The 22678-nt window shown below is 65.8% G+C and carries 21 protein-coding genes; 8 read left to right on the plus strand and 13 right to left on the minus strand.

Going from position 1 to position 22678, the window contains the following annotated elements:
• Nucleotides 1-48: 48 nt before the first annotated feature.
• A complete protein-coding gene (locus ACP15H_RS27900; RefSeq protein WP_425069381.1) occupies nt 49-834 on the minus strand; it encodes an HpcH/HpaI aldolase family protein in 786 nt (261 codons plus the stop codon).
• A gap of 45 nt (nt 835-879) precedes the next feature.
• Between ACP15H_RS27900 and ACP15H_RS27905 the strand changes: the two genes are divergently transcribed.
• From ACP15H_RS27905 to ACP15H_RS27940, 8 genes are all read left to right on the plus strand, one after another.
• A complete protein-coding gene (locus ACP15H_RS27905) occupies nt 880-1257 on the plus strand; it encodes a VOC family protein (RefSeq protein ID WP_425069382.1) in 378 nt (125 codons plus the stop codon).
• An 87-nt stretch (nt 1258-1344) separates the two neighbouring features.
• Nucleotides 1345-2940, plus strand: coding sequence for an ABC transporter substrate-binding protein (locus ACP15H_RS27910; protein WP_425069383.1), 1596 nt, complete (start codon nt 1345-1347; stop codon nt 2938-2940).
• 30 nt (nt 2941-2970) lie between these two features.
• Nucleotides 2971-3918 carry an ABC transporter permease gene (locus tag ACP15H_RS27915; RefSeq protein ID WP_425069384.1) on the plus strand — a complete coding sequence of 316 codons (948 nt, stop codon included), beginning with the start codon at nt 2971-2973 and terminating at the stop codon, nt 3916-3918.
• Between the two features lie 8 nt (nt 3919-3926).
• The gene (locus tag ACP15H_RS27920) at nt 3927-4820 is read left to right on the plus strand and encodes an ABC transporter permease (protein ID WP_425069385.1); all 894 of its coding nucleotides are present in this window, start codon (nt 3927-3929) and stop codon (nt 4818-4820) included.
• Entirely contained in the window at nt 4817-5806 is a 990-nt protein-coding gene (locus ACP15H_RS27925; protein WP_425069386.1) for an ABC transporter ATP-binding protein, read from the plus strand. The genes ACP15H_RS27920 and ACP15H_RS27925 overlap by 4 nt, the downstream gene beginning before the upstream one ends.
• On the plus strand, nt 5799-6773 hold the full coding sequence (locus tag ACP15H_RS27930; protein WP_425069387.1) for an ABC transporter ATP-binding protein: 975 nt from the start codon (nt 5799-5801) through the stop codon (nt 6771-6773). The genes ACP15H_RS27925 and ACP15H_RS27930 overlap by 8 nt, the downstream gene beginning before the upstream one ends.
• Nucleotides 6774-6876: 103 nt before the next feature.
• Nucleotides 6877-8493 carry a GMC family oxidoreductase gene (locus tag ACP15H_RS27935; RefSeq protein WP_425069388.1) on the plus strand — a complete coding sequence of 539 codons (1617 nt, stop codon included), beginning with the start codon at nt 6877-6879 and terminating at the stop codon, nt 8491-8493.
• A gap of 20 nt (nt 8494-8513) precedes the next feature.
• Nucleotides 8514-8948, plus strand: a complete 435-nt coding sequence (locus ACP15H_RS27940; protein WP_425069389.1) for a hypothetical protein — start codon at nt 8514-8516, stop codon at nt 8946-8948.
• A 203-nt stretch (nt 8949-9151) separates the two neighbouring features.
• On the opposite strand, the gene ACP15H_RS27945 is transcribed toward ACP15H_RS27940, so the two are convergent.
• The 12 genes from ACP15H_RS27945 to ACP15H_RS28000 form a co-directional block, all read right to left on the minus strand.
• The gene (locus tag ACP15H_RS27945) at nt 9152-9760 is read right to left on the minus strand and encodes an alkylhydroperoxidase domain protein (protein WP_425069390.1); all 609 of its coding nucleotides are present in this window, start codon (nt 9758-9760) and stop codon (nt 9152-9154) included.
• A complete protein-coding gene (locus ACP15H_RS27950; RefSeq protein WP_425069391.1) occupies nt 9757-10332 on the minus strand; it encodes a CMD domain protein in 576 nt (191 codons plus the stop codon). The genes ACP15H_RS27945 and ACP15H_RS27950 overlap by 4 nt, the downstream gene beginning before the upstream one ends.
• A complete protein-coding gene (locus ACP15H_RS27955; protein ID WP_425069392.1) occupies nt 10329-11363 on the minus strand; it encodes a putative FMN-dependent luciferase-like monooxygenase in 1035 nt (344 codons plus the stop codon). Before ACP15H_RS27955 ends, ACP15H_RS27950 begins: the two co-directional genes overlap by 4 nt.
• Complete coding sequence (locus ACP15H_RS27960; RefSeq protein ID WP_425069393.1) at nt 11360-13024, minus strand: dipeptide ABC transporter ATP-binding protein; 1665 nt, start codon at nt 13022-13024, stop codon at nt 11360-11362. Before ACP15H_RS27960 ends, ACP15H_RS27955 begins: the two co-directional genes overlap by 4 nt.
• Nucleotides 13021-13878: an ABC transporter permease gene (locus ACP15H_RS27965; protein ID WP_425069394.1), complete on the minus strand. Its 858-nt coding sequence runs from the start codon at nt 13876-13878 to the stop codon at nt 13021-13023. The genes ACP15H_RS27960 and ACP15H_RS27965 overlap by 4 nt, the downstream gene beginning before the upstream one ends.
• Nucleotides 13875-14819: an ABC transporter permease gene (locus ACP15H_RS27970; RefSeq protein ID WP_425069395.1), complete on the minus strand. Its 945-nt coding sequence runs from the start codon at nt 14817-14819 to the stop codon at nt 13875-13877. The genes ACP15H_RS27965 and ACP15H_RS27970 overlap by 4 nt, the downstream gene beginning before the upstream one ends.
• A gap of 14 nt (nt 14820-14833) precedes the next feature.
• Nucleotides 14834-16423 (minus strand): TIGR04028 family ABC transporter substrate-binding protein, encoded by a 1590-nt coding sequence (locus ACP15H_RS27975; protein ID WP_425069974.1) that lies wholly within the window; start codon nt 16421-16423, stop codon nt 14834-14836.
• Nucleotides 16424-16647: 224 nt separating this feature from the next.
• The gene (locus ACP15H_RS27980) at nt 16648-17712 is read right to left on the minus strand and encodes a ketopantoate reductase family protein (RefSeq protein ID WP_425069396.1); all 1065 of its coding nucleotides are present in this window, start codon (nt 17710-17712) and stop codon (nt 16648-16650) included.
• 24 nt (nt 17713-17736) lie between these two features.
• Nucleotides 17737-19620, minus strand: a complete 1884-nt coding sequence (locus ACP15H_RS27985; protein WP_425069397.1) for an alpha/beta hydrolase domain-containing protein — start codon at nt 19618-19620, stop codon at nt 17737-17739.
• Entirely contained in the window at nt 19620-20045 is a 426-nt protein-coding gene (locus ACP15H_RS27990) for a VOC family protein (RefSeq protein ID WP_068193717.1), read from the minus strand. The genes ACP15H_RS27985 and ACP15H_RS27990 overlap by 1 nt, the downstream gene beginning before the upstream one ends.
• A 21-nt stretch (nt 20046-20066) precedes the next feature.
• Nucleotides 20067-21266, minus strand: coding sequence for an acyl-CoA dehydrogenase family protein (locus ACP15H_RS27995; protein WP_425069398.1), 1200 nt, complete (start codon nt 21264-21266; stop codon nt 20067-20069).
• A 28-nt stretch (nt 21267-21294) separates the two neighbouring features.
• Nucleotides 21295-22662, minus strand: a complete 1368-nt coding sequence (locus ACP15H_RS28000) for an MFS transporter (protein ID WP_425069399.1) — start codon at nt 22660-22662, stop codon at nt 21295-21297.
• Nucleotides 22663-22678 lie beyond the last annotated feature (16 nt).

The following is a 22678-nucleotide window of genomic DNA, read 5'->3' on the forward strand; positions in this document are numbered from 1 at the left end:
ATAAGAAAGAGTGAAGACGCGCCACTGGAGTGGCGCGCCCCCAGCTATTCATTTCTGAAACGCCCTGACCTTTGCCTGGTGCGCCCGCGCCGCGCCGGTCAGCATCGGCAGGTCGTTGCCTGAAAGCAGGAACTTCATGCCCTTGTCGGTGTAGAGCTTGAGCAGCTCCTCGGTATAGGCGCCGCCCATGCCGGGCCACTTGCCGTGCTTCGTGCAGGCGGCGACGACCTTGTCGACGGCGGCCTGGACCTTCGGATTGCCGGTGTCGCCGGGGATGCCCATCTCCATCGACAGATCGCTCGAGCCCACGAGCAGGCAATCGATGCCAGGCACCGCCGCGATCGCCTCCGCATTCTCCACCGCCTTGGGCGTCTCGATCATCACCACGATCAGCGTGTTCTCGTCCGACTTCGTCGTCATCTCGCCCAGCGGCATCGGCTCGTAGTCGAACTGCGCCTGGCCGCCGCCCACCGAACGATGGCCGCGCGGCGGATAGCGCAGCTTGTCGGCGATCTCCTTCGCTTCCTCCGCCGTATCGACATGTGGGACGACGATGCCCAGCGCGCCGCCATCGAGCACGCGGGTCGCCATCGTGAGTTCGCCATACGGTACGCGCACGATCGGCGCGATACCCGAATCCTGCGCAGCGATCGCGATCTCGCACGCCGTCTCGATCGACATCGATCCGTGTTCGAGGTCGATGAAAAGCCAGTCGAAGCCGGCCGCCTTCATCACCTTCACGATGTCGACGTTGCGGACCAGCCGGATGCCGATGCCGATCGACAGCTCGTTCTTCTTCAGGCGCGCCTTGGCGGCATTGACTGCGAACGCCATTGTCTTCTCCATAGAGTTCGTTTTTCCGAAAGCAGGCTATTCGCCATGACCTTCAAAGTCGAACGGATCGACCATGTCGTGCTGCGCGTGCGCGATCTGGCCGGCATGGTGCGTTTCTACGAACAGGCGCTGGGGTTCCGCGAGGAGCGGCGTATCGACACGCTGAGTCTTGTGCAAATGCGAGCAGGCGCTTCCCTGCTCGACCTCGTCGCCAACGACGCTCACGTGACATCGCGCAACATGGACCACTTGTGCTTCCGCATTGAGCCTTTCGATCGTGACGCCATCGTCATGCAGCTCGCGCCGTTCGGTATATCGGTCGGCGAAACCGTGGAGCGTTACGGTGCGGAAGGCAACGGACCGTCTGTCTATTTCCATGATCCGGAAGGCAATCAGATAGAACTCAAGGGAGCGGCACTTTAAGGCTTGGCCATCTCACATGGTGTGATAGCCTGCCGGGCAACGGGGAAGAAAGAACACGCCAACGAGCGTGCCTCTGGGAGGATAACAATGCGTAATCGCCTGGCAGTCATTGCCGGTAGCCTCGCCGCTGCCGTCATCATATCCGCTCCTGCCTTCGCACAGAAGCAGGGCGGGACCCTTCGTGTGTCCCATCGTGACAATCCGCCGAGCGCGTCGATTCACGAGGAAGCGACCATCTCGACGAACATGCCGTTCATGGCCGTCTTCAATAACCTCGTGATGTTCGACCCCAAGGAGAAGATCAACAGCCCGGACAAGATCGTGCCTGAGCTGGCCGAAAGCTGGGCGTGGAACGACGACAAGACGAAGCTCACCTTCAAGCTGCGCAGTGGCGTGAAGTGGCACGACGGCAAGCCCTTCTCGTCCAAGGATGTGAAGTGCACATGGGATGCCCTGCGCGGTGAGGAGAATCAGGAGATCATCCGCAAGAACCCGCGCAAGGTCTGGTACAAGAACCTGAAGGACGTCACCACCAACGGCGACAACGAGGTGACATTCACGCTGGAGCGCCAGCAGCCGTCGTTCCTGTCGATGCTGGCGGCCGGCTATTCGCCGGTCTATCCGTGCCACGTCGAGGCCCGGGTGATGCGGTCCAAGCCGATCGGCACCGGCCCGTTCAAGGTCGCGGACTTCAAGCGCAACGAGGCCATCAAGCTGGTGCGCAATCCCGACTACTGGAAGAAGGGACGGCCTTATCTCGACGCCATCGAGTTCAAGATCGTGCCGAACCGCAGCACCCGCGTGCTGGGTTTCGTCGCCGGCGAATACGATCTCACCTTCGACTCCGACATCACCTTCCCGCTGCTGAAGGACGTGAAGGACCAGAAGAAGGATGCGATCTGCGAGGCGCGGCCGACCAACGTCCATACCAACCTGCTGGTCAACCGCGACGCCCCGCCGTTCGACAATCCGAAGCTGCGCGAGGCGCTCGTCTATTCGCTCGACCGCAAGCCGTTCAGCGACATCCTCACCCAGGGCAACGACCTGCAGGGCGCGACCATGCTGCCGCCGCCGGCCGGCGTCTGGGGCATGACGGAACAGGAGCTGCAGAAGCTTCCTGGCTTCGGGCCCGACGCCGACAAGAACCGCGAAGTCGCGCGCGGGATCATGAAGGAGCTGGGCTACGGTCCGGACAAGCCGCTCAAGATCAAGGTGGCGACCCGCAACATCGCGATCTATCGCGATCCGGCCGTCATCCTCATCGACCAGCTCAAGCAGATCTACATCGACGCCGAGCTCGAGCCGATCGACACGACGATCTGGTACAACAAGATCCAGCAGAAGAACTATCAGGTCGGCCTGAACCTGACCGGCGCCGGCCTCGACGATCCGGACGGCGTGTTCTACGAGAATTTCTACAGCACCTCGGATCGCAACTACACGGCGTACAAGAATCCCGAGATCGACAAGATGATCGACGAGCAGTCCGCCGAGACCGACCTGAACAAGCGCAAGGCCATGGTAACGAAGATCGAGCAGGCCCTGCTCAAGGACGCGGCCCGCCCGCCGATCGCGCATGGCGTCGCGAACACCTGCTGGGCGCCGGCCGTCAAGAATCTCGTCCTGCAGCACAACAGCATCTACAACGGCTGGCGTCTCGAAGACGTCTGGCTCGACAAGTAACGCTTTAAGCGTACGGAGGCACGACGAAGGATGGGAGCGTATCTTACCCGCCGCGTACTGTTGATGGTTCTGACTCTCTTCGGGATGTCGGTGCTCATCTTCGTCATGCTGCGCCTGGTGCCGGGCAACATTGCCGACATCCTGGTGGATTCGGCGGGCATCGCCGATCCCAAGGAGAAGGCCAAGATCGCAGCCGAGCTTGGCCTCGACCGGCCGATCTTCGATCAATACCTGCAGTGGATCGGCGGTTTGGCGCGCGGTGACCTGGGCTTTGCCTATGTTTCCGAGCGCCCGGCCCTCGAGGAGATCGCGCCGCGTATCCCCATCAGCGCCAAGCTGGCGGGATTGGCGCTCTTCTTCTCGATCATCCTCGGCGTGCCTCTCGGCGTCGTCAGCGCCGTCCGGCAAAATTCCGCGATCGACTATCTACTTCGGATCATCAGCCTGAGCGGCCTCTCGCTGCCCTCCTTCTGGCTCGGCCTGCTGATCCTCATGGCATCGGTCCAGTGGTTCGGCATGATCCCGATCTATACCAACGAACCCCGAAGTTTCATCGACGAGATGCTGTTGCTCAGCATTCCGGCCGCGGCCGTCGGGTTCCGAAGCTCGGCTCTGATCATGCGCTTGACGAGATCGTCCATGCTCGAAGTGCTGCGGCAGGACTATATCCGCACGGCGCGCTCGAAGGGCGCGTCCCAGACCACGGTCAACTACGTGCACGCGCTTCGCAACGCCCTGCTGCCGGTCGTCACCATCATCGGCATCGAGGCGGCATTCCTCGTCGGCGGCCTGATCGTGACGGAAACGGTGTTCAATATCCCGGGCGTGGCCCGCTTCCTCGTCGAAGCCATCCTGTGGCGCGACTACCCGATCGTGCAGAACCTGGTGATGCTGATTGCCTTCTGCGTGGTCGTCGTCAATTTCCTGGTCGACATGGCCTATATGGCGCTCGACCCTCGCATCAAGTACGCGGACTGAGGGCACCCATGGCTGTCATCGACCATGATGCCGCGCTGGCCAAGGCCGGCGCCAACGTCTCGGGCTTCTGGGGCCAGGCCGGCTTCCTGGCCCGGCGCTACCCGCTCGGCGCGGTGGGCGCGATCCTCGTGCTGCTGTTCGTGCTGACAGCGCTGTTCGCCGGTGTCATCGCACCGCACGACCCGCTGTCGACGAATTCCCGCGCCTCCCTGGCCAAGCCGGACGGCATCTACTGGCTGGGCGCGGACTTCATGGGCCGCGACATGTTCAGCCGCATCGTCTACGGCGCGCGCATCTCGCTCGCCGTCGCCGTGGGTGCCACCCTGCTGGGCGGAATCCTGGGCGTGCTGATCGGCCTGCTGTCCGGCTTCATCGGCGGCTGGATCGATCTCGCGACCCAGCGCCTGATGGACATCATGCAGTCGCTGCCGCTGCTGGTGATGGCGCTGGTCATGGCCGCGTCGCTGGGACCGTCGCTCCAGAACACGATCATCGCGATCGCGATCCCTCTCGTGCCGAGCGTGGCGCGCGTCGTGCGGTCGAGTACCCTGTCGCTGCGCGAGCAACCGTTCGTCGAGGCCGCCCGGGCGATCGGCATGGGCGAGATGCGCATCGCCATCCGGCACGTCCTGCCCAACACGCTGGCGCCGCTGATCGTGCTCGGCACCGCCCAGCTCGGCTCGGCCATTCTCACCGAGGCGTCGCTTTCGTTCCTGGGCCTCGGCATTCCGGAGCCCTATCCGTCATGGGGTCGCATGCTCTCGGAGTCGGCCGCGGAGTATGTCCGCACGGCGCCGTGGCTCGTGATCTTCCCCGGTGTCGCCATCAGCCTCACGGTGTTCGGCACCAACCTGCTGGGCGATGCCCTGCGTGACATCCTCGATCCGAGACAGCGTACATGAGTTCTCTTCTGGAAGTGTCCGATCTCGGCACGTGGTTCTATACGCGCCAGGGAATCGTCAAGGCGGTCGACGGCGTCGACTTCGAGGTCGCCGCCGGCGAGACGCTGGCCATCGTCGGTGAATCCGGCTGCGGCAAGAGCATGACCGCGCTTTCGCTGATGCGGCTGATCCCGGAACCCCCGGGGCGCATCGTGTCGGGCTCGATCAAGTTGGCCGGCCGCGACCTGCTCAAGATCTCCGAAGAGGAGATGCGCGACGTGCGCGGCAACGAGATCTCGATGATCTTCCAGGAGCCGATGACGTCGCTCAATCCGGTGATGACGATCGGCAAGCAGATCTCCGAGGCGCTCATCCTGCACCGCGACATGGACCGCAAGCAGGCGATGAAGCGGGCGATCGAGATGCTGGAGCTGGTCCGCATTCCCGAGCCGACGCAACGCGCAAAGGAGTATCCGCACCAGCTCTCGGGTGGCATGCGCCAGCGCGCGATGATCGCCATGGCGCTGGCCTGCAATCCCAAGGTGCTGATCGCCGACGAGCCGACTACGGCGCTCGACGTCACCATCCAGGCACAGATCCTCGAGCTGATCGTCGAGCTGCAGCGCGAGTTCAGCGCGGCGGTCCTCCTGATCACGCACGATCTCGGCGTCGTGGCCGAAACCGCGCACCGCGTCATCGTCATGTATGCCGGCCGCAAGGTCGAGGAAGCGACCGTGGGTGAGCTGTTCGCCCGGCCGCTTCACCCGTACACGGTGGGCCTGATGAACTCGATCCCGCGCCTCGACCTGATGCGCGGGCAGACCGATCGCTCGAATGAGCGTCTGCAGGAAATTCCCGGCATCGTTCCGCCGCTGTTCGACCTGCCGCCCGGCTGCGCCTTCGCGCCCCGGTGCAGCAGGGCGGACCAGAAGTGTCGCAGCGAACGTCCGGCTTACGAGGAGAAGCAGCCTGGTCACTGGGCCGCCTGCTGGCACACACATGGTTAGCGCAAATCCCCCCGTCATCGAGGTCAAGGACCTCAAGAAGCACTTCCCGGTGAAGAAGGGCCTGCTGCGCCGCACGGTCGGCCAGGTCTATGCCGTGGATGGCGTCACCTTCACCGTACGCGCCGGCGAGACGCTTGGTCTCGTGGGCGAGTCGGGCTGCGGCAAGACCACGGCCGGTCGCGCCGCCATGCGTCTGGTCGAGCCGACCTCCGGCTCGATCAAGGTCGAGGGCAAGGAGATCATGGGCCTGTCCAAGGCCGAGCTGCGCCCCTACCGGCGCGAGATGCAGATCATCTTCCAGGATCCTTTCTCGTCCCTCAACCCGCGCATGACGGCGGGCGACATCGTGGGCGAGCCGCTGCTGGTCCATGGCGTCGCCAATGCCAAGCAGCGCCAGGAGCAGGTGTCCGCGCTGTTCGCGCGGGTCGGCCTTCGCCCGGCCCAGATGAAGAATTACCCGCACCAGTTCTCGGGCGGGCAGCGGCAGCGCATCGGCATCGCCCGCGCGCTGGCGCTGGGGCCGAAGCTGATCGTGGGCGACGAGCCGGTCTCGGCGCTCGACGTGTCGATCCAGGCGCAGGTCATCAACCTGCTGATGGAACTGCAGGCGGAGCGCCGGCTCTCCTACCTGTTCATCTCGCACAACCTCGCGGTGGTGGAGCATATCAGCCACCAGATCGCGGTCATGTATCTCGGCCGCATCGTCGAATATGCCGACACGCGGTCGATCTTCACCAACGCCCAGCACCCCTATACGGAAGCCCTGCTGGCCGCCGTCCCCGTGCCGGATCCGGCCATCAAGCGGAAGAAGATCGTGCTCCAGGGCGACGTGCCCAGCCCCGTAAAGCCCCCGTCGGGCTGCCATTTCCACACGCGCTGCCCCTATGCCGTGGAGCGCTGCAAGGTCGACGTTCCTTCGCTGCGCGAAATCGCCCCGGGGCATCAGGTTTCCTGCCACCTGCGCTAGAGGAAACCCTCTCTGCCGCGAAGCGGGGGGAGAGGCGCATGAACTGGGGTCGCGCCGGGTTACAGACGCGCTACACTGTCTCCAAAGGGAGAGAGGAAGCGTCATGGCCAATTGGGATTACATCATCGTGGGCGCCGGCTCGGCCGGCTGCGTGCTGGCCAACCGGCTGACCGAAGATGCCAACGTCAAGGTGCTGCTGCTGGAAGCCGGCCCGCGCGACAAGTCGATGTGGATCGACATCCCGGCGGGCTTCACCAAGCTGCTGAACCACGAGAAGTTCAACTGGAACTTCCAGATGGAGGCGGAGGAGGGCATGGCCAATCGCCGCATTCCCTGCCCGCGCGGTCGCGCGCTCGGCGGTTCGAGTTCGATCAACGGCATGCTCTACGTGCGTGGCCAACCGCTCGACTACGACACGTGGGGGCAGCTCGGCAATCGCGGCTGGTCCTACGAGCGTATCCTGCCGTACTTCAAGAAATCCGAAAACTACGAGCCCGGCGGCGACGACAGCCGCGGCAAGGGCGGCCCGCTGAACGTCGCGGAGATGCGCGAGACGAACGAGCTCTGCGATGCCTTCATCGATGCGGCCGAAGCCAGCGGTTACCCGAAGAACAAGGACTACAACAACGGCAACCAGGAAGGCTTCGGCTACTTCCAGGTGACGATGAAGAACGGCAAGCGCTGGTCGACGGCACGCGCCTTCCTCGACCCGATCCGCAATCGCCCGAACCTGCAGATCGTGACCGACGCGCTGGTCGATCACGTCATCCTCGAAGGCAAGCGCTGCGTCGGCGTCGCCTACTCGGTGCACGGTCAGAAGCAGGAAGCGCGCTGCGGCCGCGAGGTGATCGTCTCGGCCGGCGCCGTGCAGTCGCCGGGCGTGCTCGAACATTCCGGCATCGGCCAGCCCGAGTTGCTGCGCCGCTACGGCATCGAGGTGAAGCACGAGCTGAAGGGCGTCGGCGAGAATTACGGCGACCACTTCGCGCCGCGCATGAACTGGCGGGTCAAGCTGCCGATCACGCTGAACGAGCGGACGCGTGGCGTGAACCTCGTGAAGGAAGTGCTCAAGTACTATGCGACGGGTCGCGGCGCGCTCAGCCTGACGGCCGGCGTCGTCTACGGCTTCGTGCGTACGCGGCCGGGCCTCGAATCGCCCGACATGCAGTTCCACATGGCGCACGCCAGCTACGACACGGCGCAGAAGCGCGACCTCGAGCGCGAGCCCGGCATGACCGTGGTGATCGGCCAGTGCCGCCCCGACTCGCGCGGCTCGATCCACATCAAGTCGGCGACGCCGGGTGCCGAGCCCGCGATCCGGCCGAACTTCCTGTCGGCCCAGACCGACCGCGACGCCACCGTGGCGGGCATGCAGATCGCCCGCAAGATCGTCTCCCATCCGTCGCTCTCGAAGTATATCGCCTTCGAGAACACGCCCGGCGACAAGGTGCAGAGCTACGACGAGTGGCTGAGCTTCGCCCGCGGCAACGGCCAGACGACCTATCACGTCATCGGCACCTGCAAGATGGGCTCGGATCCGATGGCCGTGGTCGACGATCGGCTGCGGGTCCACGGGATCGCCGGATTGCGGGTGATCGACGCCTCGATCATGCCGACCGTGCCCTCGGGCAACACCAACGCCCCAACGATCATGGTTGCCGAGAAGGGCGCGGACATGATCAAAGAGGATGCAAAGGCGGGCCTTCGGGCCGCCGCCTGAGGGAAACAGTGGGGGACGTGATGAAGCCTGTGAGGTCCATTCTCGCCATCCTGGCGATCGGAGGGCTGTTGGCGGCCTGTCACGGTTACGATCCGAAGACCGAATCGAAGCGCGACATGCTGGCCGATTCCGGCTTCAAGGTCGTGTCGCTGAAGACGCCGGGTCAGGCTGCCTCGTTCAAGAAGCTGCCGCCGCACAAGCTCGTCCGCAAGACCTACAATGGCAAGCCGATCTGGGTGTACGCCGACCCGACCATGTGCGGCTGCCTCTATATGGGCAACCAGGACAACTACAACGCCTACATCAAGGAGGCGTCGAAGCAGATGATGACGACGGCGATGCGCGCCAACTTCGCCGACGATCCTTACAGCCCGACCGGCATGGACAACGCCGTCGACAACGACTGGGACTGGGGCGAGTGGGGCAATCCCGGCTACTACGGCCTGAATTACTGAGGCCAGACCGACATCGAAACGCCCGGCGGAGCGATCCGCCGGGCGTTTTTCTTTGTTCTGAAGCGAATCCGTCGTCTCGACCGTAGCCTCGCGAAGCGAAGCGAGGCGAAGTGAAGAGACCTTTTCTCGACGATTGGCTGGCTCTTGGCGGAGAGTAGGTCTCACCGCTCCGCGCTTCGGTCGAGACGACGGAGTTTCTCGCTTTACTTCGGCTGCGTGGCCGGCACGCCGAGGGAAAGCATCAGGCGGTTGGCCCAGTTGAAGAACGACGCGGCGCCGATCAGGTCGGCGATGGCGGCATCGTCGAGGCCGACCTTACGCAGTCGCTCGACATGCTCCTTGCCGAAGGTCAGCGGCAGGGCGGTCAGCGCCACCGAGGCGGCGACGATTGCCTCCCAACGCTCGTCCAGCTTGGCCTCGACCCCTTCGTCGAGCAGGCGCTGCACGTCGTCCACGCGCTTGGAATAGGTCGCGGCGAAGCGGGAATGGACCGAAGCGCAATAGATGCAGCCGTTCAACCGCGACGTCGCCGCCGCCGCCAGCTCGCGCTCGGCGCGCGGCAGCCCGGCTTCGGGATTGTAGAAGATGTCCTTGTCGGTGCGCGTGCGGGCCTCCAGCACGTCGGGATCGCGCGCCAGCAGCCGGAAGTACGGCGACTTCACGCGCGCCGCGTCGACCAGGCTCTTGAGGTGGTGCTCGGTCATGTCGGCTTCCGCCATCGGCTCGAGCCAGGGCAGCCAGTCGAGCATGTCGCGGGTGAAGACCACCGGCTCGGTGTGCGGCGGCGGCGTGAGGGTCTTGTCGGTGCTCATAGGGTGCTCGCGAGGACGCCCAGGCCGGACACGACCCGGATCTGGTAGGACAGGAAGGAGACCAGCTGGGAGACGGTCACGATGTCGTTGGTCGACCAGCCGGCGTCGAGCAGGGACTGCAGCGACGCCGCCGAGGCGTCGCGCGGATGGAACACCAGCATGTGGGTGTGCTCGAAGGCGGCGGCGAGGCGCGCTCCCAGAGCGGCACGTCCGGCATCGCTCACTTTCCAGGTCGGGCCTGGCGCATCCTCGACCGAAAGCGGTCCTTTTGGAAAATGGCCGTAAGGTCCCTCGGTCTTCGCGGCCGCTGCTTCAGCGGCGACGGCGCTGCGTAAGGCAGCCGGCAGCTTGGCGGCGTAGAAGGCATCCGTCTTGGGCTCGCCGTGCAGGCCCGCGACGAACGACGCGATGGCGTGGCGTTCGTCGGCGCTGACGCCGCCCAGGTCCCTCGGCTCGAACAGCGAAGTGTAACTCGCCTGCGCGTGCTTGCGCGCCTCGGAGCGCTGGGCGCGGATGGCGTCCAGCCTGGAGCCCGGGGCGATTCCCACCAGGCTGTCGATCACGTCTGTCATGCGACTTGTCTCGTCCCCGCTTTGACTTCCGGCGCCCAGCCCAATGCGGGGGCCACCTTTCCGGCGAACAGCTCGATCGATCGCAGGATATACGGGTGCGGCGGATCGATCGAGTGAACCTGCATCGTGAGATCGGTCGAACGCTGAAGGGTCGAGTCGGCCTGCAACGAGGCGATCACCTCGTCGGGCGTGCCGATATGCACGTCCATGGCCCTGATCAGGTCGCCGACCAGGCTGCCAGAGGTGAAGTTGCCGGTGGCCGCCAGCCGGTGCCGCATGCGCGACAGGCCAGCCTCAGCGAGCCGCATCGCCTCGTTGCGGTCGTCGGCCACGAAGATGGTGCGCGAGGCGAGGATGCGCGGTTCGACGCCCTTGGGCAGCGCCTCCAGATAGGCATCGAGCATCGGGTTCTGGATGTCGGCCAGCGAGGCCTGCGGTGCCTCGGGAGAGCGCGGCTGGGTGCGCGACAGCATCAGCCCGTCGCCCGCCAGACCCGCGCGCCGGGCGCCCGACACGGTGAAAGTCGCCTGCCAGATGCGGTCGACCAGGGTCGGGTTCGACGGATAGAGCTTGTCGCCGCCGGGCAGCGGGCCCCCTGACCAGGCGATCCTCAGCATGGCGAGGTTGTGATCGAACAGCGCATGCCGCTGGTCGCTTTCGAGGCCGAAGGCGGCGAAAGCCGTCATGTTGCCGCCCGGTCCGACGCCGACTTCGAGGCGGCCGCCGCTCATCAGGTCTGTGACGACGGCATCTTCGGCCACGCGAATCGGCAGTTCCAGCGGCAGGGTGACGATGCCGGTGCCCAGCCGGATTCGCGAGGTGTGGGCGGCGACATGGGACAGGAAGACGAAGGGGGCGGGGAGGCCACCTTCGCCCTCGTGGAAATGGTGCTGGGCAATCCAGGCCGACTCGAAACCGCATTTCTCGGCATGCCGGATCTGCTCGGTGGCGAGGCGGTAGCGTTCGGCTGCGTCGACCTGGTCGAGCAGGCGGGTGAAGAAGCCGAGGCGCTTGATCGGGAACGTGGTCATGGGCTCAACCTTGATGGAAGTTCGGGCGGCCCGGCAAGTACAGGCGCACCAAGGGCCGGCAGGCCGCGGCCCGGGATGGCATCGATCAGCTCGCGCGTATAGGCGCTGTCGGGCTGACCGAAGACGGTCTCGATCGGACCGCCGTCGACCTGCCGGCCTTTGTGCATCACCGACACGGTGTCCGAGATCTGCCGGACAACGGCGAGGTCATGCGAGACGAACAGGTAGGTGAGGCCCAGCGTCTTCTGCAGTTCGTCGAGCAGGGCGAGGATCTGCGCCTGCACCGTGACGTCGAGGGCGGACACCGCCTCGTCCAGAACCAGCACGCGCGGGTCGAGGACGAGGGCACGGGCGATGGCAACCCTCTGCCGCTGGCCGCCCGACAGAGCGCGCGGATGGCGTTCGAGAAAGCTGTCGGAGAGCCCGACCCTGGCCAGCATGTCGCGCACCTTGCGGGCACGATCGGCTGCTGGAATCGGCTCGAAGTTCAGCAGGGGCTCCTCGACGATGCGGGCGATGGTCTGGCGCGGGTCGAGCGAGCCGAAGGGGTTCTGGTAGACGAGCTGAATGTGCTTGCGGAACAGCCGCAGCTTCTCGCCCTTGAGCGTGGTGAGGTCGACACCGTCGACCAGGATGCGACCAGCGGTCGGCTTGATGAAGCCGACGACGCTGCGGATGGCCGTCGTCTTGCCCGAACCGGATTCGCCTACGATCGCGTGGGTGGTGCCGCGGCGAACCTTGAAGGAGAGATTGTCGATCGCGCGGAACGACTTGGCCTCGCCGCCGGTCACCGGGAAATCGTGCGTGAGGCCCGTGACCTCGATGGCGAAGTCCTGGCTCTCGATCCCCGGCCGCGCCGGCCGCGGTTTGCCGAGCGACGGCGCATCGGCCAGCAGACGGCGCGTATAGGCGCTGCGTGGGGCCGCGAGCATGTCCTTCACGGGCCCCTGTTCCTGGATGCGGCCGTTCTGCAGCACCACCAGACGGTCGGCCCGATCGGCAGCGACGCCGAGATCGTGCGTCACCAGCAGCACCGCCGTGCCGCTCTCGCGGCGCAATTCGTCGATCAGGTCGAGGATGCGCCGTTGCACTGTGACATCGAGCGCGCTGGTCGGCTCGTCGGCCACGATCAGCGCCGGCTTGAGGGCGACGGCAATGGCGATCAGCACGCGCTGCTTCATGCCGCCGGAGAGTTCGTGCGGGTACTGACGTGCACGCATCTCGGCCGGGGTCAGGCCGACACGCTCCAGGAGCTCGATCACTCGCGCATGGATCGCCTTGCGGTCGCCGCGCTTGTGGATCTGCAAGACCTCGGCGAGCTGCGAGCCGATGGTGCGCACGGGATTGAGCGAGCTGCCGGGATCCTGCGGGATCAGGCTGACGACGGCACCGCGGATGGAATCCAGCCGCTTCTGGGACCAGTTCGTGATGTCCGTACCATTCAGACGGATGGTGCCGCTCTCGACCCGGCCGTTGCCGGCCAGCAGGCCGAGCGTCGCCTGGGCCGTCGTGGTCTTGCCGGAGCCGGATTCACCCACCAGCGCGACCACTTCGCCTGGGGCGACGGTGAAGGAGACGCCGTGCACGACGCGCTGTTCGCGGTCGCCCGTCTTGTAGGCAATCGCCAGGTCCTCGACCTGGAGGAGGGGCGTGACGGTCATGGTGCGGTCCTGCCCAGCGCCTTGCTGATGCGATCTGCGGAGAGCACGACCAGCACGACCACGAGTCCGGGCGCGGCGGTAAGCCACCAGGCGCGCGAGAGGTAGTTGCGGCCTTCGGCGATCAGCAGGCCCCATTCGGGGGTCGGCGGTGGCGCGCCGTAGCCCAGGAAGCCCAGCGTCGAGATAGCGAGGATCGCCGAGCCGAACTGCAGCGCGGCCAAAGCGATGACCGAGGTCAGCGAATTGGGCAGGACATGGCGGTAGAGCACGGCCCAGAAGGTGCCGCCGCTGCCGTACGCCGCCTCGACATATTCGCTGCGCCGGACCCGCACGACTTCCGAGCGCGCAAGGCGGGCGAAGCGGGCGACGGAGACGGCGCCGACCGCGATCGCGACATTGATGGTGCCGAAGCCCAGGAGGACGATGATGCTGAGGGAAAGCAGCAGCGAAGGCACGGCGAGCATCGAATCGACCAGCCGCATGATCACCGCATCGATCCAGCCGCCGCGCGCGCCGGCAATCAGGCCGAGCAGGGTGCCCAGGATCAATCCCACGGTGACGGCGACGAAGGCACCCGACAGCGAGTGGCGCGCGCCATAGACGATGCGGGCGTAGACGTCGCGGCCCAGCCCGTCGGTCCCCAGCACATGCTCGGCGCTGGGCGGGCGAAGCTGCTCGCCCGGCACGCCCTCGGTGCCGCTGTAGCCGGTGAAGAGCGACGGCAGCGCGGCCCATGCAAGCACGATGAACACGATGGCCCAGGCGAGCGCCAACGTCACCGGCACGCGCTTGAACCGTGTGGTCCAGCGGGCGGGCGCGTCGGCTATCGAGCCGCTTGCGGTTTCTGCGGTCATGTCGCGGCTCCCACCTTGGTACCAAGCCGGGGGTCGAGCACCGGATAGAGCAGGTCGACGATCAGATTGATCGTGACGAAGGCAAGGGCGGAGATCACGACGATGGCCTGCAGCACTGCCGTGTCGTGGTTGCCGACGGCCTGGTAGGTGAGCCCGCCCAGGCCGCTCAGGCCAAACACGGCCTCGGTGACGACGGCACCGGCCAGCAGCTCGCCGAACAGCACGCCCGCGATGGTGAGCGTCGGCATGATGGCGTTGCGCGCCACGTGCCGCCACAGGACCCAGTTGCGCGAGGCGCCCTTGGCGCGGGCGACGGCGACGAAGGGCTGCGCCAGCACCTGGTCGATGTTGCGCATCAGGATCTGCGCCAGCGGCGCGGAGATCGGGATGGCGAGCGTCAGGACGGGCAGGACCAGCCGCTCGACCGGACCGGGGCTGATGACCGAGACCAGCCCGAGCTGAAACGAGAAAATCTGGATCAGCATGATGCCGAGCCAGAAGACCGGCACGGAGATGAACAGCGAGGGCAGGGCCTGCAGCCCGGCGCGCAGCCACTCCATGCCCACCATGTTCGAGACGGTGGCGAGGATGATCGTCAGGATCAGGGCCGCGGCGAAGGCGAGCGACGCGAGCAGCAGGGTCGGCGGCAGGTTGGTCGCGAGCTGCTGGCTCACCGGCACGCCGGCCTGGATCGAGATGCCGAAATTGCCGGTGAGGAAGTTGCCGACCGTTGCGAAATAGCGCTCCCACAGCGGGCGGTCCGCGCCGTAGGAGGCGCGGATCTCGGCGATCTGGTCGGCCGTGAGGCCCATGTCGGGGCTCATGAACTTGATCATGATCGCGTCGCCCGGCAGCACCTGCAGCAGCAGGAAGGCGGCCGTGAAGGTGAGCGCCAGCACGGCCAGCGCCTGACCGACCCGCCCCAGGAGATAGCGCGCCATGACCTGCCCTGCGCCTACTTGGCGATCCAGGTGGCGTAGAAGCTCGGACGACCGACCGCCTCGAAGGTGAAGTCCTTGACCTTCGGCGACGCGGCGAACGCCTGCGGCTCCTCGAAGATCGGGATCGTGTAGCCCTGGTCGATCACGTAGGCCTGCACTTCGCCCACCAGCGCCAGGCGCTTCACGGGATCGGTGGCCGCGGCGATCTCCTCCAGCAGGGTGTTGAGCTTCTCGTCGACGAAGGTCTGTACCTTGTTGCTGACGCCGCCCTTCTGCAGCAGCACGTTGCGTGTCGTCGGATAGTACTGGCTGCGGATCACGTCGGGATCGGCGCGGCCCACCATCGCCGGCGCGACGGGCGTCTTCGCCGGGTCGAGACTGTCGGCGACACGGCTGCCGGCATCGCCCGCGAGGACGTTCAGCTTCACGCCGACCTTGGCCCATTGCTGGGCAACGAGCTGCAGCGTCTCCTTGTTCTGCGGCTGCGGCGGCGATTCGTAGGCCTGGAGCACCAGCTCCTTGCCGTCCTTCTGGCGCAGGCCCTTCGGACCGATCGTCCAGCCGGCTTCGTCCAGCAGCTTGGCCGCGAGTGCCGGATCGTAGGCAAGCTTGGCCGACTGGTCGACATAGCCCTGGGCGGTCGAGGCGATGATCGACTTGGCCTGCGGATAGTTGGCCGAGAACAGCGTCGCCACGATCTCCTTGGCGTTGGTCGCGTGCAGCAGCGCCTTGCGCACACGGATGTCGGAGACCAGGGGATTGTCGGGCCGGAACACGACCGTGTTGTTCACGCCGCGCGTGGACGCCGCGTAGACGATGAAGCCCTTGGACTGGACCTGCTTCTCGTCATACGCTTGCACCTGACGGATCACGTTGGCCTGGCCGGCCAGCAGCGCGCCGATGCGCACGCTGTCTTCGGGCGTCACGACGTACTTGATGCCGTCGAGGTTGGCGCGGCCCTGATGGGCGAGCTTGGCCGGACCCCACTTATAGTCCTTGCGCGCCTCCATCACGAGCTCGCGGCCGAGCACCTCGCTCTTCACCACGAACGGGCCGGAGCCGATGATCTTGGTAGCATCGCCCAGCGCGTCGAACGGCAGGGCCAGCGTCTTCAGCGACACCAGGCCCGAGCCAATCACCGAAGTGCCCTGCAGGAAGCCGACCGACGGCTTGCTGAAGAAGAACTTCACGGTCAGCGGATCGACGACCTCGCTGCCCTTGTAGTTGGTGATGACCTCGGAGACGGGCTGCTTCAGCTCCTTGTTGCCGAGCCCATAGGTATCGAAGTTCTTGGCGACGGCAGCGGCGTCGAGCGGCGTGCCGTCGGAGAAGGTGACGCCGGGGCGTATCTTGAACGTGTACTCCGTGGCATCGGCATTGACCGTCCAGCTCTCGGCGATCCACGGCTCGATCTCGAGCGTCTTCGGATTCTGGTAGGTGAGCTTGTCGGTGATCTGGTTGAGGACGCCGCCATTGGGATAGAAGCCCCCGGCCGGCGGATAGAGATTCGTATGGGGTTGCTGCTCCAGATAGATCAGCGTCCCGCCCTTGGTGACCGCCGTCTGCGATGCGGCGCCTCCCGCGAGGACGGCGATGGACGCCAGCGACGCGAACGCGCCGGCCAGGAACCGCTGGTACTTCACCTGAATCACGACAACCCCCTCGAGCCTTTAGGGCACGGGAATCGCCATGCAGAATTTAGGCCGAATCTCGCCGTGCGAGCAGGATATATGGCCGCGAGGTTCCGGCAATTACACAGAGCAGATTGTCAAAATAGAGCGCCCGGCGAAGCAGGTCTTGCTTCCTGCTGCGCCGGAAAAAGGAAAAATTATCCTCCGAGCAGGGCGGCGGAGGGCGTCAGCTCCTTACGCTCCACCTTCTTCACGATCTCGGTGAGTTTGGCGTGGGTCGGTGCCTTCACGCCGATGAAGTTTCCGCGCTCGGCGATGTAGCCGTTCATGAACTCGATCTCGGTGCGGCGGCCCTTGATGATGTCCTGCGCCATCGAGGGGCGCTGGATGTCGGCGCGCGGGTTGGGATTGGTGTTCGAACCCGGTCGCAGGATCGCCTCGACTTCGTCCAGTGCGGCCTTGTCGTCCTCCGCGGCCCGCGCCAGCAGTTCGGGCTCGAACTTGCCGATCTTCTCGATGTGATAGCCCAGCGCCTGACCGACGCGCACCGCCTCGCCGCCCAGCTTGATGGACAAACGGCGCACCGCGTCGTTGCGGTCGCAGTCGGTGCCGGTCATGCCGGTGGCGGCCGAGACGCCGTTCTTCATGCCGTTCTGGCAGAGCTTGGACCAGCGCTCGCCCCACAGGTTGGTCGTGGTCTTGGCACTGTCGATCATGCCGACCATTTCGCGCAGTTCCTCGACCCGCTTGGTGATGCGGCCATGGACCTCGCCGACACGGAAGACGGTGTGCTTGTCGCCGCCCTTGGAGACGGTGCGGCGGATCTTGCCGGCTTCGTACATGTCGACCGAAATCAGCGACGCGACCATGCCCACGGTCTTGCCCCAGCCGACGACGCCTGCGATGCGCTCCTCGTTCAGGCAGTTCTGCAGCGACACCACATATCCATCCGGCGCGAGGTACTGCTTGATCAGCGCCGTCGCCCATTCGGTGTCGTAGGACTTCATCGACACGAAGGCGATGTCGATCGGCTTCTGGCGCGACAGGTCCTGCATCTCCGTGAGGTGCATGGTCTTGGCCTTGGTGACCGTGAACTTCTCTTCCGGCGTCACGCCGTCGAGTTCGAGCCCGCGTTTGCGGATGATCTCGATGTTCTCCGGCCAGAAATCGATGAGGGTAACGTCGAGGCCCGCTTGCGCGAGATAGCCGCCGACATACCCGCCCAATGCTCCGGTGCCGACGACCGCAATTCGCTTACCCATCCTGATCTCCCTTTGGACTGATTGTTACGGTGCGACGCGCGGCTCTTTGCGCGCGCGGTCGAGATAGCGTTCGGCGTCCTCGGCCAGCAACAGCCGTTCGGCCATCAGTTGCGCGACGACCGCCTGGACCTTGGCCACGTAGTCGGTGCCGTTCCTGTAGCGTTCGGCAATCGAAGGCCGTGGATCGCTCGCGGCTTCGCGAGCGGTCTTGTCGAGCGGCAGCGGCAGGCAGCTGCCGTCCCGGTCGGCGATCTCACCCGCGGGGTAGGGCGGCTTGTACTCGTTCCAGCCGGTGTAGGTGGCGAGCGGCACGGCGATGTCGGGCAGGCGGACGCCCGCGACCTCGTTGCCGTCGGCGTCGACCTTGCTGACCAGGGTTCGATAGGTCTTGTCGGAAGCGACGGGCTTCACCCAGTCGCCGGCAGGCGCCACGATGTTGGTGGCACGGACGATCGCGGCGCCCGGCACGGCAGGAAAGCCGGTCTTGTCGGGCTCGACCAGTGTGCCAGCAGCCAGCGTCGGAACGCGGCTGGGCGGCGGTTCCTTGCCCGAAACGACCCATTCGTCGAGCGCGACCAGCAGGGCGCGGACCGCCGGCATCGGATTGTGCGGGTTGCGCGGATTGAGGTTCGGACCGGGATCGGTCGTGGCGCCGGCACGGCCGCCATGCTGTGTCCCTGCGATCATGTAGACGCGGGCGTTCTGCGGCAGAGTCACGTCTTTCGTGCCCAGCGGATCGGTGTGCAGCAGGGACGCGCCCTTCTGCCAGTATTCGGTCGAGGTGTTGGTCTCGATCAACAGTGGGTCGCTGCCGTCCTCCCGGAACAGCGAGCCGCTCCGGCCGGTCAGCGGATCGCTCAGCATCGCCGTCGCGAACGGAAACTCGTTCTCGGGGAAACCGTGATCCTCGTGCTGGGTGTTGGTGCGCGCCGGCTGGGCGAAGGGCGTGTTGAAGAACACACGGCCGACGCCCGCGATATGGCTATGGATTCCGTCGAACACGCGGCGTCCCTGTTCGTCGCGGTTGAAGCCTTCGGAGATGTGATTGCGCAGGTAGCGGCCGGCCTGGGAGAAGCCGATGGCCAGCGCATGCGTGATCGGACCTCCCGTCGCCTTTACCGCGTCGGGCGAATAGCGCAGCCAGCTCACCACGTCGCGCGTGGCCGCGAAGCCCAGGCCCTGGACCTTGGGATTCTTCGCTTCGTAGTGGAATTCGTAGAGGAAGCCGGGCTTCGCCTGCGTGCCCTCGCGCAGCCGGATCGAGCGGGCGTCGACGAAGGACCACTGGTTCAGCGGCAGTTCGCGCGGCTCGTCGTCGGCGCGTTCGCGCACGGTGAGGCGCGCCCGCGGCTGTTCGAGCGTCGCGGCCTCGTGGGACAGCTTGAACGTTTCCAGCAGACCGACCCGCGTGCCCGAGACCCACTCCTCGCGGACCGTTTGCACGATCGGCTGGCCGTTGTTCGTTGCCACTGGTGCCGTCAACGCGAGGCCCATGTTGGCGCGCGGTGCGTCGGGGTCCCAGCCCGACCAGACGAGCGTATAGCCCAGCCGCAACGGGAAGGCGTTGCCGAGATCGGCCAGGGTCTTCGGATCGTTTACGCCCTGCGGCCCGTCGGCGATGTTGCCGAACAGCATCTTGCGGCCGCGATTGTTCACCTCGTAGAGGATGCGTCCATTGCCGCGTGCCGGGTCCTTGGGACGCAGGATGAAGACGCTGGTCGCGTACTCGACCTGGCCGGCGGCATTGCGCGGCGCCTTGTCGATCAGGGCTATGGCGCTGTTCGCAGGCGCCGTCGAATCGACCTCGCCCCTGGCGACAGCGATGACGCGCTCATAGGCGCCCACCGCGCCAAAAGCGGCGCCGTCTGCGAGGGGCTCGACCTTCTCGATTTCCAGGGAGAGGAGCACTAGGCCCTGGCTTCCGCCTGGACCTCTTCGGCCGGGAAGTTCAGTTCCACGCCGACGCCGTCGGGATCGTAGAGGAAGATCTGCGCGGCACCGGTGCGCGGCACGATCTGCTCGCGGAACTTCACGTTCTTCGACTGCAGGCGCTTGCGCACGCCGGGCAGGTCGCTGGCGGCGAAGGCGATGTGATCGAAGCGGCCGGTGTCCTCGAACTTCTTCTCGGTGCCGCGCACGACGATGCCCTCGCGCGGCTTGCGCTCGCCCAGCAGGTGCACGGTGGCCACGCCGCCGGAATAGAGCCAGTAGCCGGGAAAGCCGAGCGGCGGGCGGTCGCCGTTCTCGAGGCCCAGGACATCGCAGTAGAAATCCTTGGTGGCTTCGAGGTTGGACGGCTCGATCGTGTAGTGCTGAAGGGGGCCAAGCGGCATGGTCGGTCTCCGGGGATCAGGTCAGACGAACGTGAGATCGGCATCGGCGCCCATCATCCAGGCGCCCACGGTCTCGAAATGGGAAAGCCGGCCCTGCAGTTGCTGGGTCACGGTATGGATGTCACGGAACCGGCGCTGCAGCGGGTGGTTCTCGAAGATCGCCGTGGCGCCGGCTGCGTTGTAGGCGAAGTCGACGGCGTCCTTGGCCTTGTGAATGGCGTTGGTTGCGGCCATGCGGACGGTGATGCGCTGCTCGACGGTGATCTTGTTCCCCGCCGAGAGGTCCTTCCAGATGCCGGCCATCGACTGCAGCACGAAGGCGCGTGCGGCGCGGAGATTGACCTCGGCCTGCGCAAGGTTGGACTGCACCACGGCATTGTCGCGCAGCGGGCTCTTGAGGCCGCGCGGGACCTTGTTGCGGGCGACGTCGAGGAAGCAGTCGAGTGCGCCGCGGGCGATGCCGCAGGCCACGCCCGCGAAGCCGACCTGATAGCAGGTGCCGGCACCCATCCTGTAGAGCGGGCCGGCCTCGCGGCATTCGAGCTCGAAGTCGCGGGTGATCGAATGGTCGGCACGCACGAAGAAATCGTCGAGCGCGAACTGGTCGCTCGCCGTACCGCGCAGGCCCACCGTGTTCCAGATATCCGTCCAGACCACGTCGCCGGTGCGCACCAGCATGGTGCGTTCCTGCTGCCGGCCCGTCTCGTCGAGCCGCGGCGAGCCGTCGGCCTTGAAGATCGGGCAGTGGGCGCCCAGCCAGGTGGCGTGACGGCCACCGGATGCGAAGGCCCAGACACCGGTTACGCGGTAGCCGCCTTCGCATTCGACGGCCCTGACCTTGGGACCCGGGCCCCAGGCCAGCACGGCACGGGGATCATCGCCGAAGATCGCACGGGCGACAGGCAGGTCGAGATAGGCTGCCGACATGGCGCACCCGCCGGCCTGGCTCAGGCACCAGGCCGCGGACGCGTCACCGCGGGCGATCGTCTCGATGATATGGAAGAAGGTCACGGGATCGGTTTCGATCCCGTTCGACGATCTCGGCAACAGCAGCCGGAACAGCTGTGCCTCGTGAAGCTTGTCGAGCAGCGCGGGCGGCAGCCGGCGCGTCTCCTCGATCTCGTTGGAAGCGGCCTCGACGGCCGGCCGCACGGCTTCGGCGCGGGAGATTAGGTCAGGGTCGCCGGCGAGGTCGGCGGCGGACGGGATCAGCGTATCCACGATCATCCTCTTCGAAAATGCGTGTGCATCAGGCGGGCGCCAGTTCCCTGTCGATCTGCGCGATCGACTTGCCCTTGGTTTCCATCCCGAAGAAATAATAGACCACGCCGGCCATCAGGAACCAGCAGCCCAGATAGAGAAAGGCCGTGGGAATTTGCGGCAGCGGCACGTCCGGCTTCAGGTAGTTGTTCGACCCGACGATCAACGCCAGGCCGAGCGGCCCGATGATCTTGCCGATGCCGCCGAAGCCGTAGGCCGAGCCCATGCCGGTGGTGCGCAGATGCGAGGGCCAGACCTCGGCAGCGTACGGACCGACGATCGCGAAGCCGCCATCGGCGAAGAAGAAGGCCAGCGCCAGCAGCAGCCACAGGGCCGAAAGCCCCATGATCGTCGCATTGTAGTTGTAGCCCGCCACGATGATCAGCACGCCGGCGCCCAGCCCGATCAGGCCGCCGCCGGCCCGCCGTCCGATCTTGTCCGACAGGTAGGAAAAAGACAGGCGGCCGAGGAACCCCATGACGGTGAGCAGGATCATCATCTTGGCGGCTTCCTGCGGCGTCACCTTCAGAAGCAGCACGAACAGCGAGGGCGCCCACAGGGTGACGCCGTACACGCCCGTCTGCGCGCCGGCATTGCCGAGCCAGGAGACCAGCAGGCTACGCGGATACTTGAAGAGGTCGAACCAGCTCACCTTGGGCGGCTCGACCACCGGCGCTCGCGGCAGCGGCAGCTCCTCGGGCTTCATCTGCAGTGCCCAGGCCAGCGACTTGCGGGCTTCTTCGTAGCGGCCTTGGCGCACGAGCCAGACTGGCGATTCCGGCACCCACAGGCGAACCACCAGGACCATGAGCGACGGCAGCACGCCGATGGCGAACAGCAGGCGCCATTGGTCTGCGCCCATGAAGGCGCCCAGCACCGCACCGAGTCCGACGCCGAGCGGGATGACGCAGGTCACGAGGCCGCCGACCCAGCCACGCTTGCGTGCCGGCACGAATTCCTGGACCAGCGGAAGATCGACGCAGTAGAGGCCGCCGACGCCGAAGCCCACGAAGAAGCGCATGATGGTGATGTAGATCCAGCCGTTCTCCGGCGTGAAGTAGAGCAGGCCGGTGGCGATCGAGAAGTTCAGCACGGTGCCGATGAACACCTTGCGACGGCCGATGCGGTCGGCGAGCCAACCCCAGATGTAGGCGCCGAGGATGGCGCCCACGCCGGACGACAGCAGTACGATGGCCGACTGTCCGAAGGTGAGTTTCCACGGCCCGATCAGGAACGCGAGAACGAAGCCGATGAGAAAGTAATCGAAGAATTCGAGTGCGTCGCCGATCACCGCCGCGGCGATGATCTTCTTCTGGTTGCCGGTCAACTTGGTCTGCCGGTCGAGAACATCGAACATGGCATTTCCCCCGTGC

The organism is Reyranella sp. (assembly GCF_965249915.1).
Classification (GTDB): domain Bacteria; phylum Pseudomonadota; class Alphaproteobacteria; order Reyranellales; family Reyranellaceae; genus Reyranella.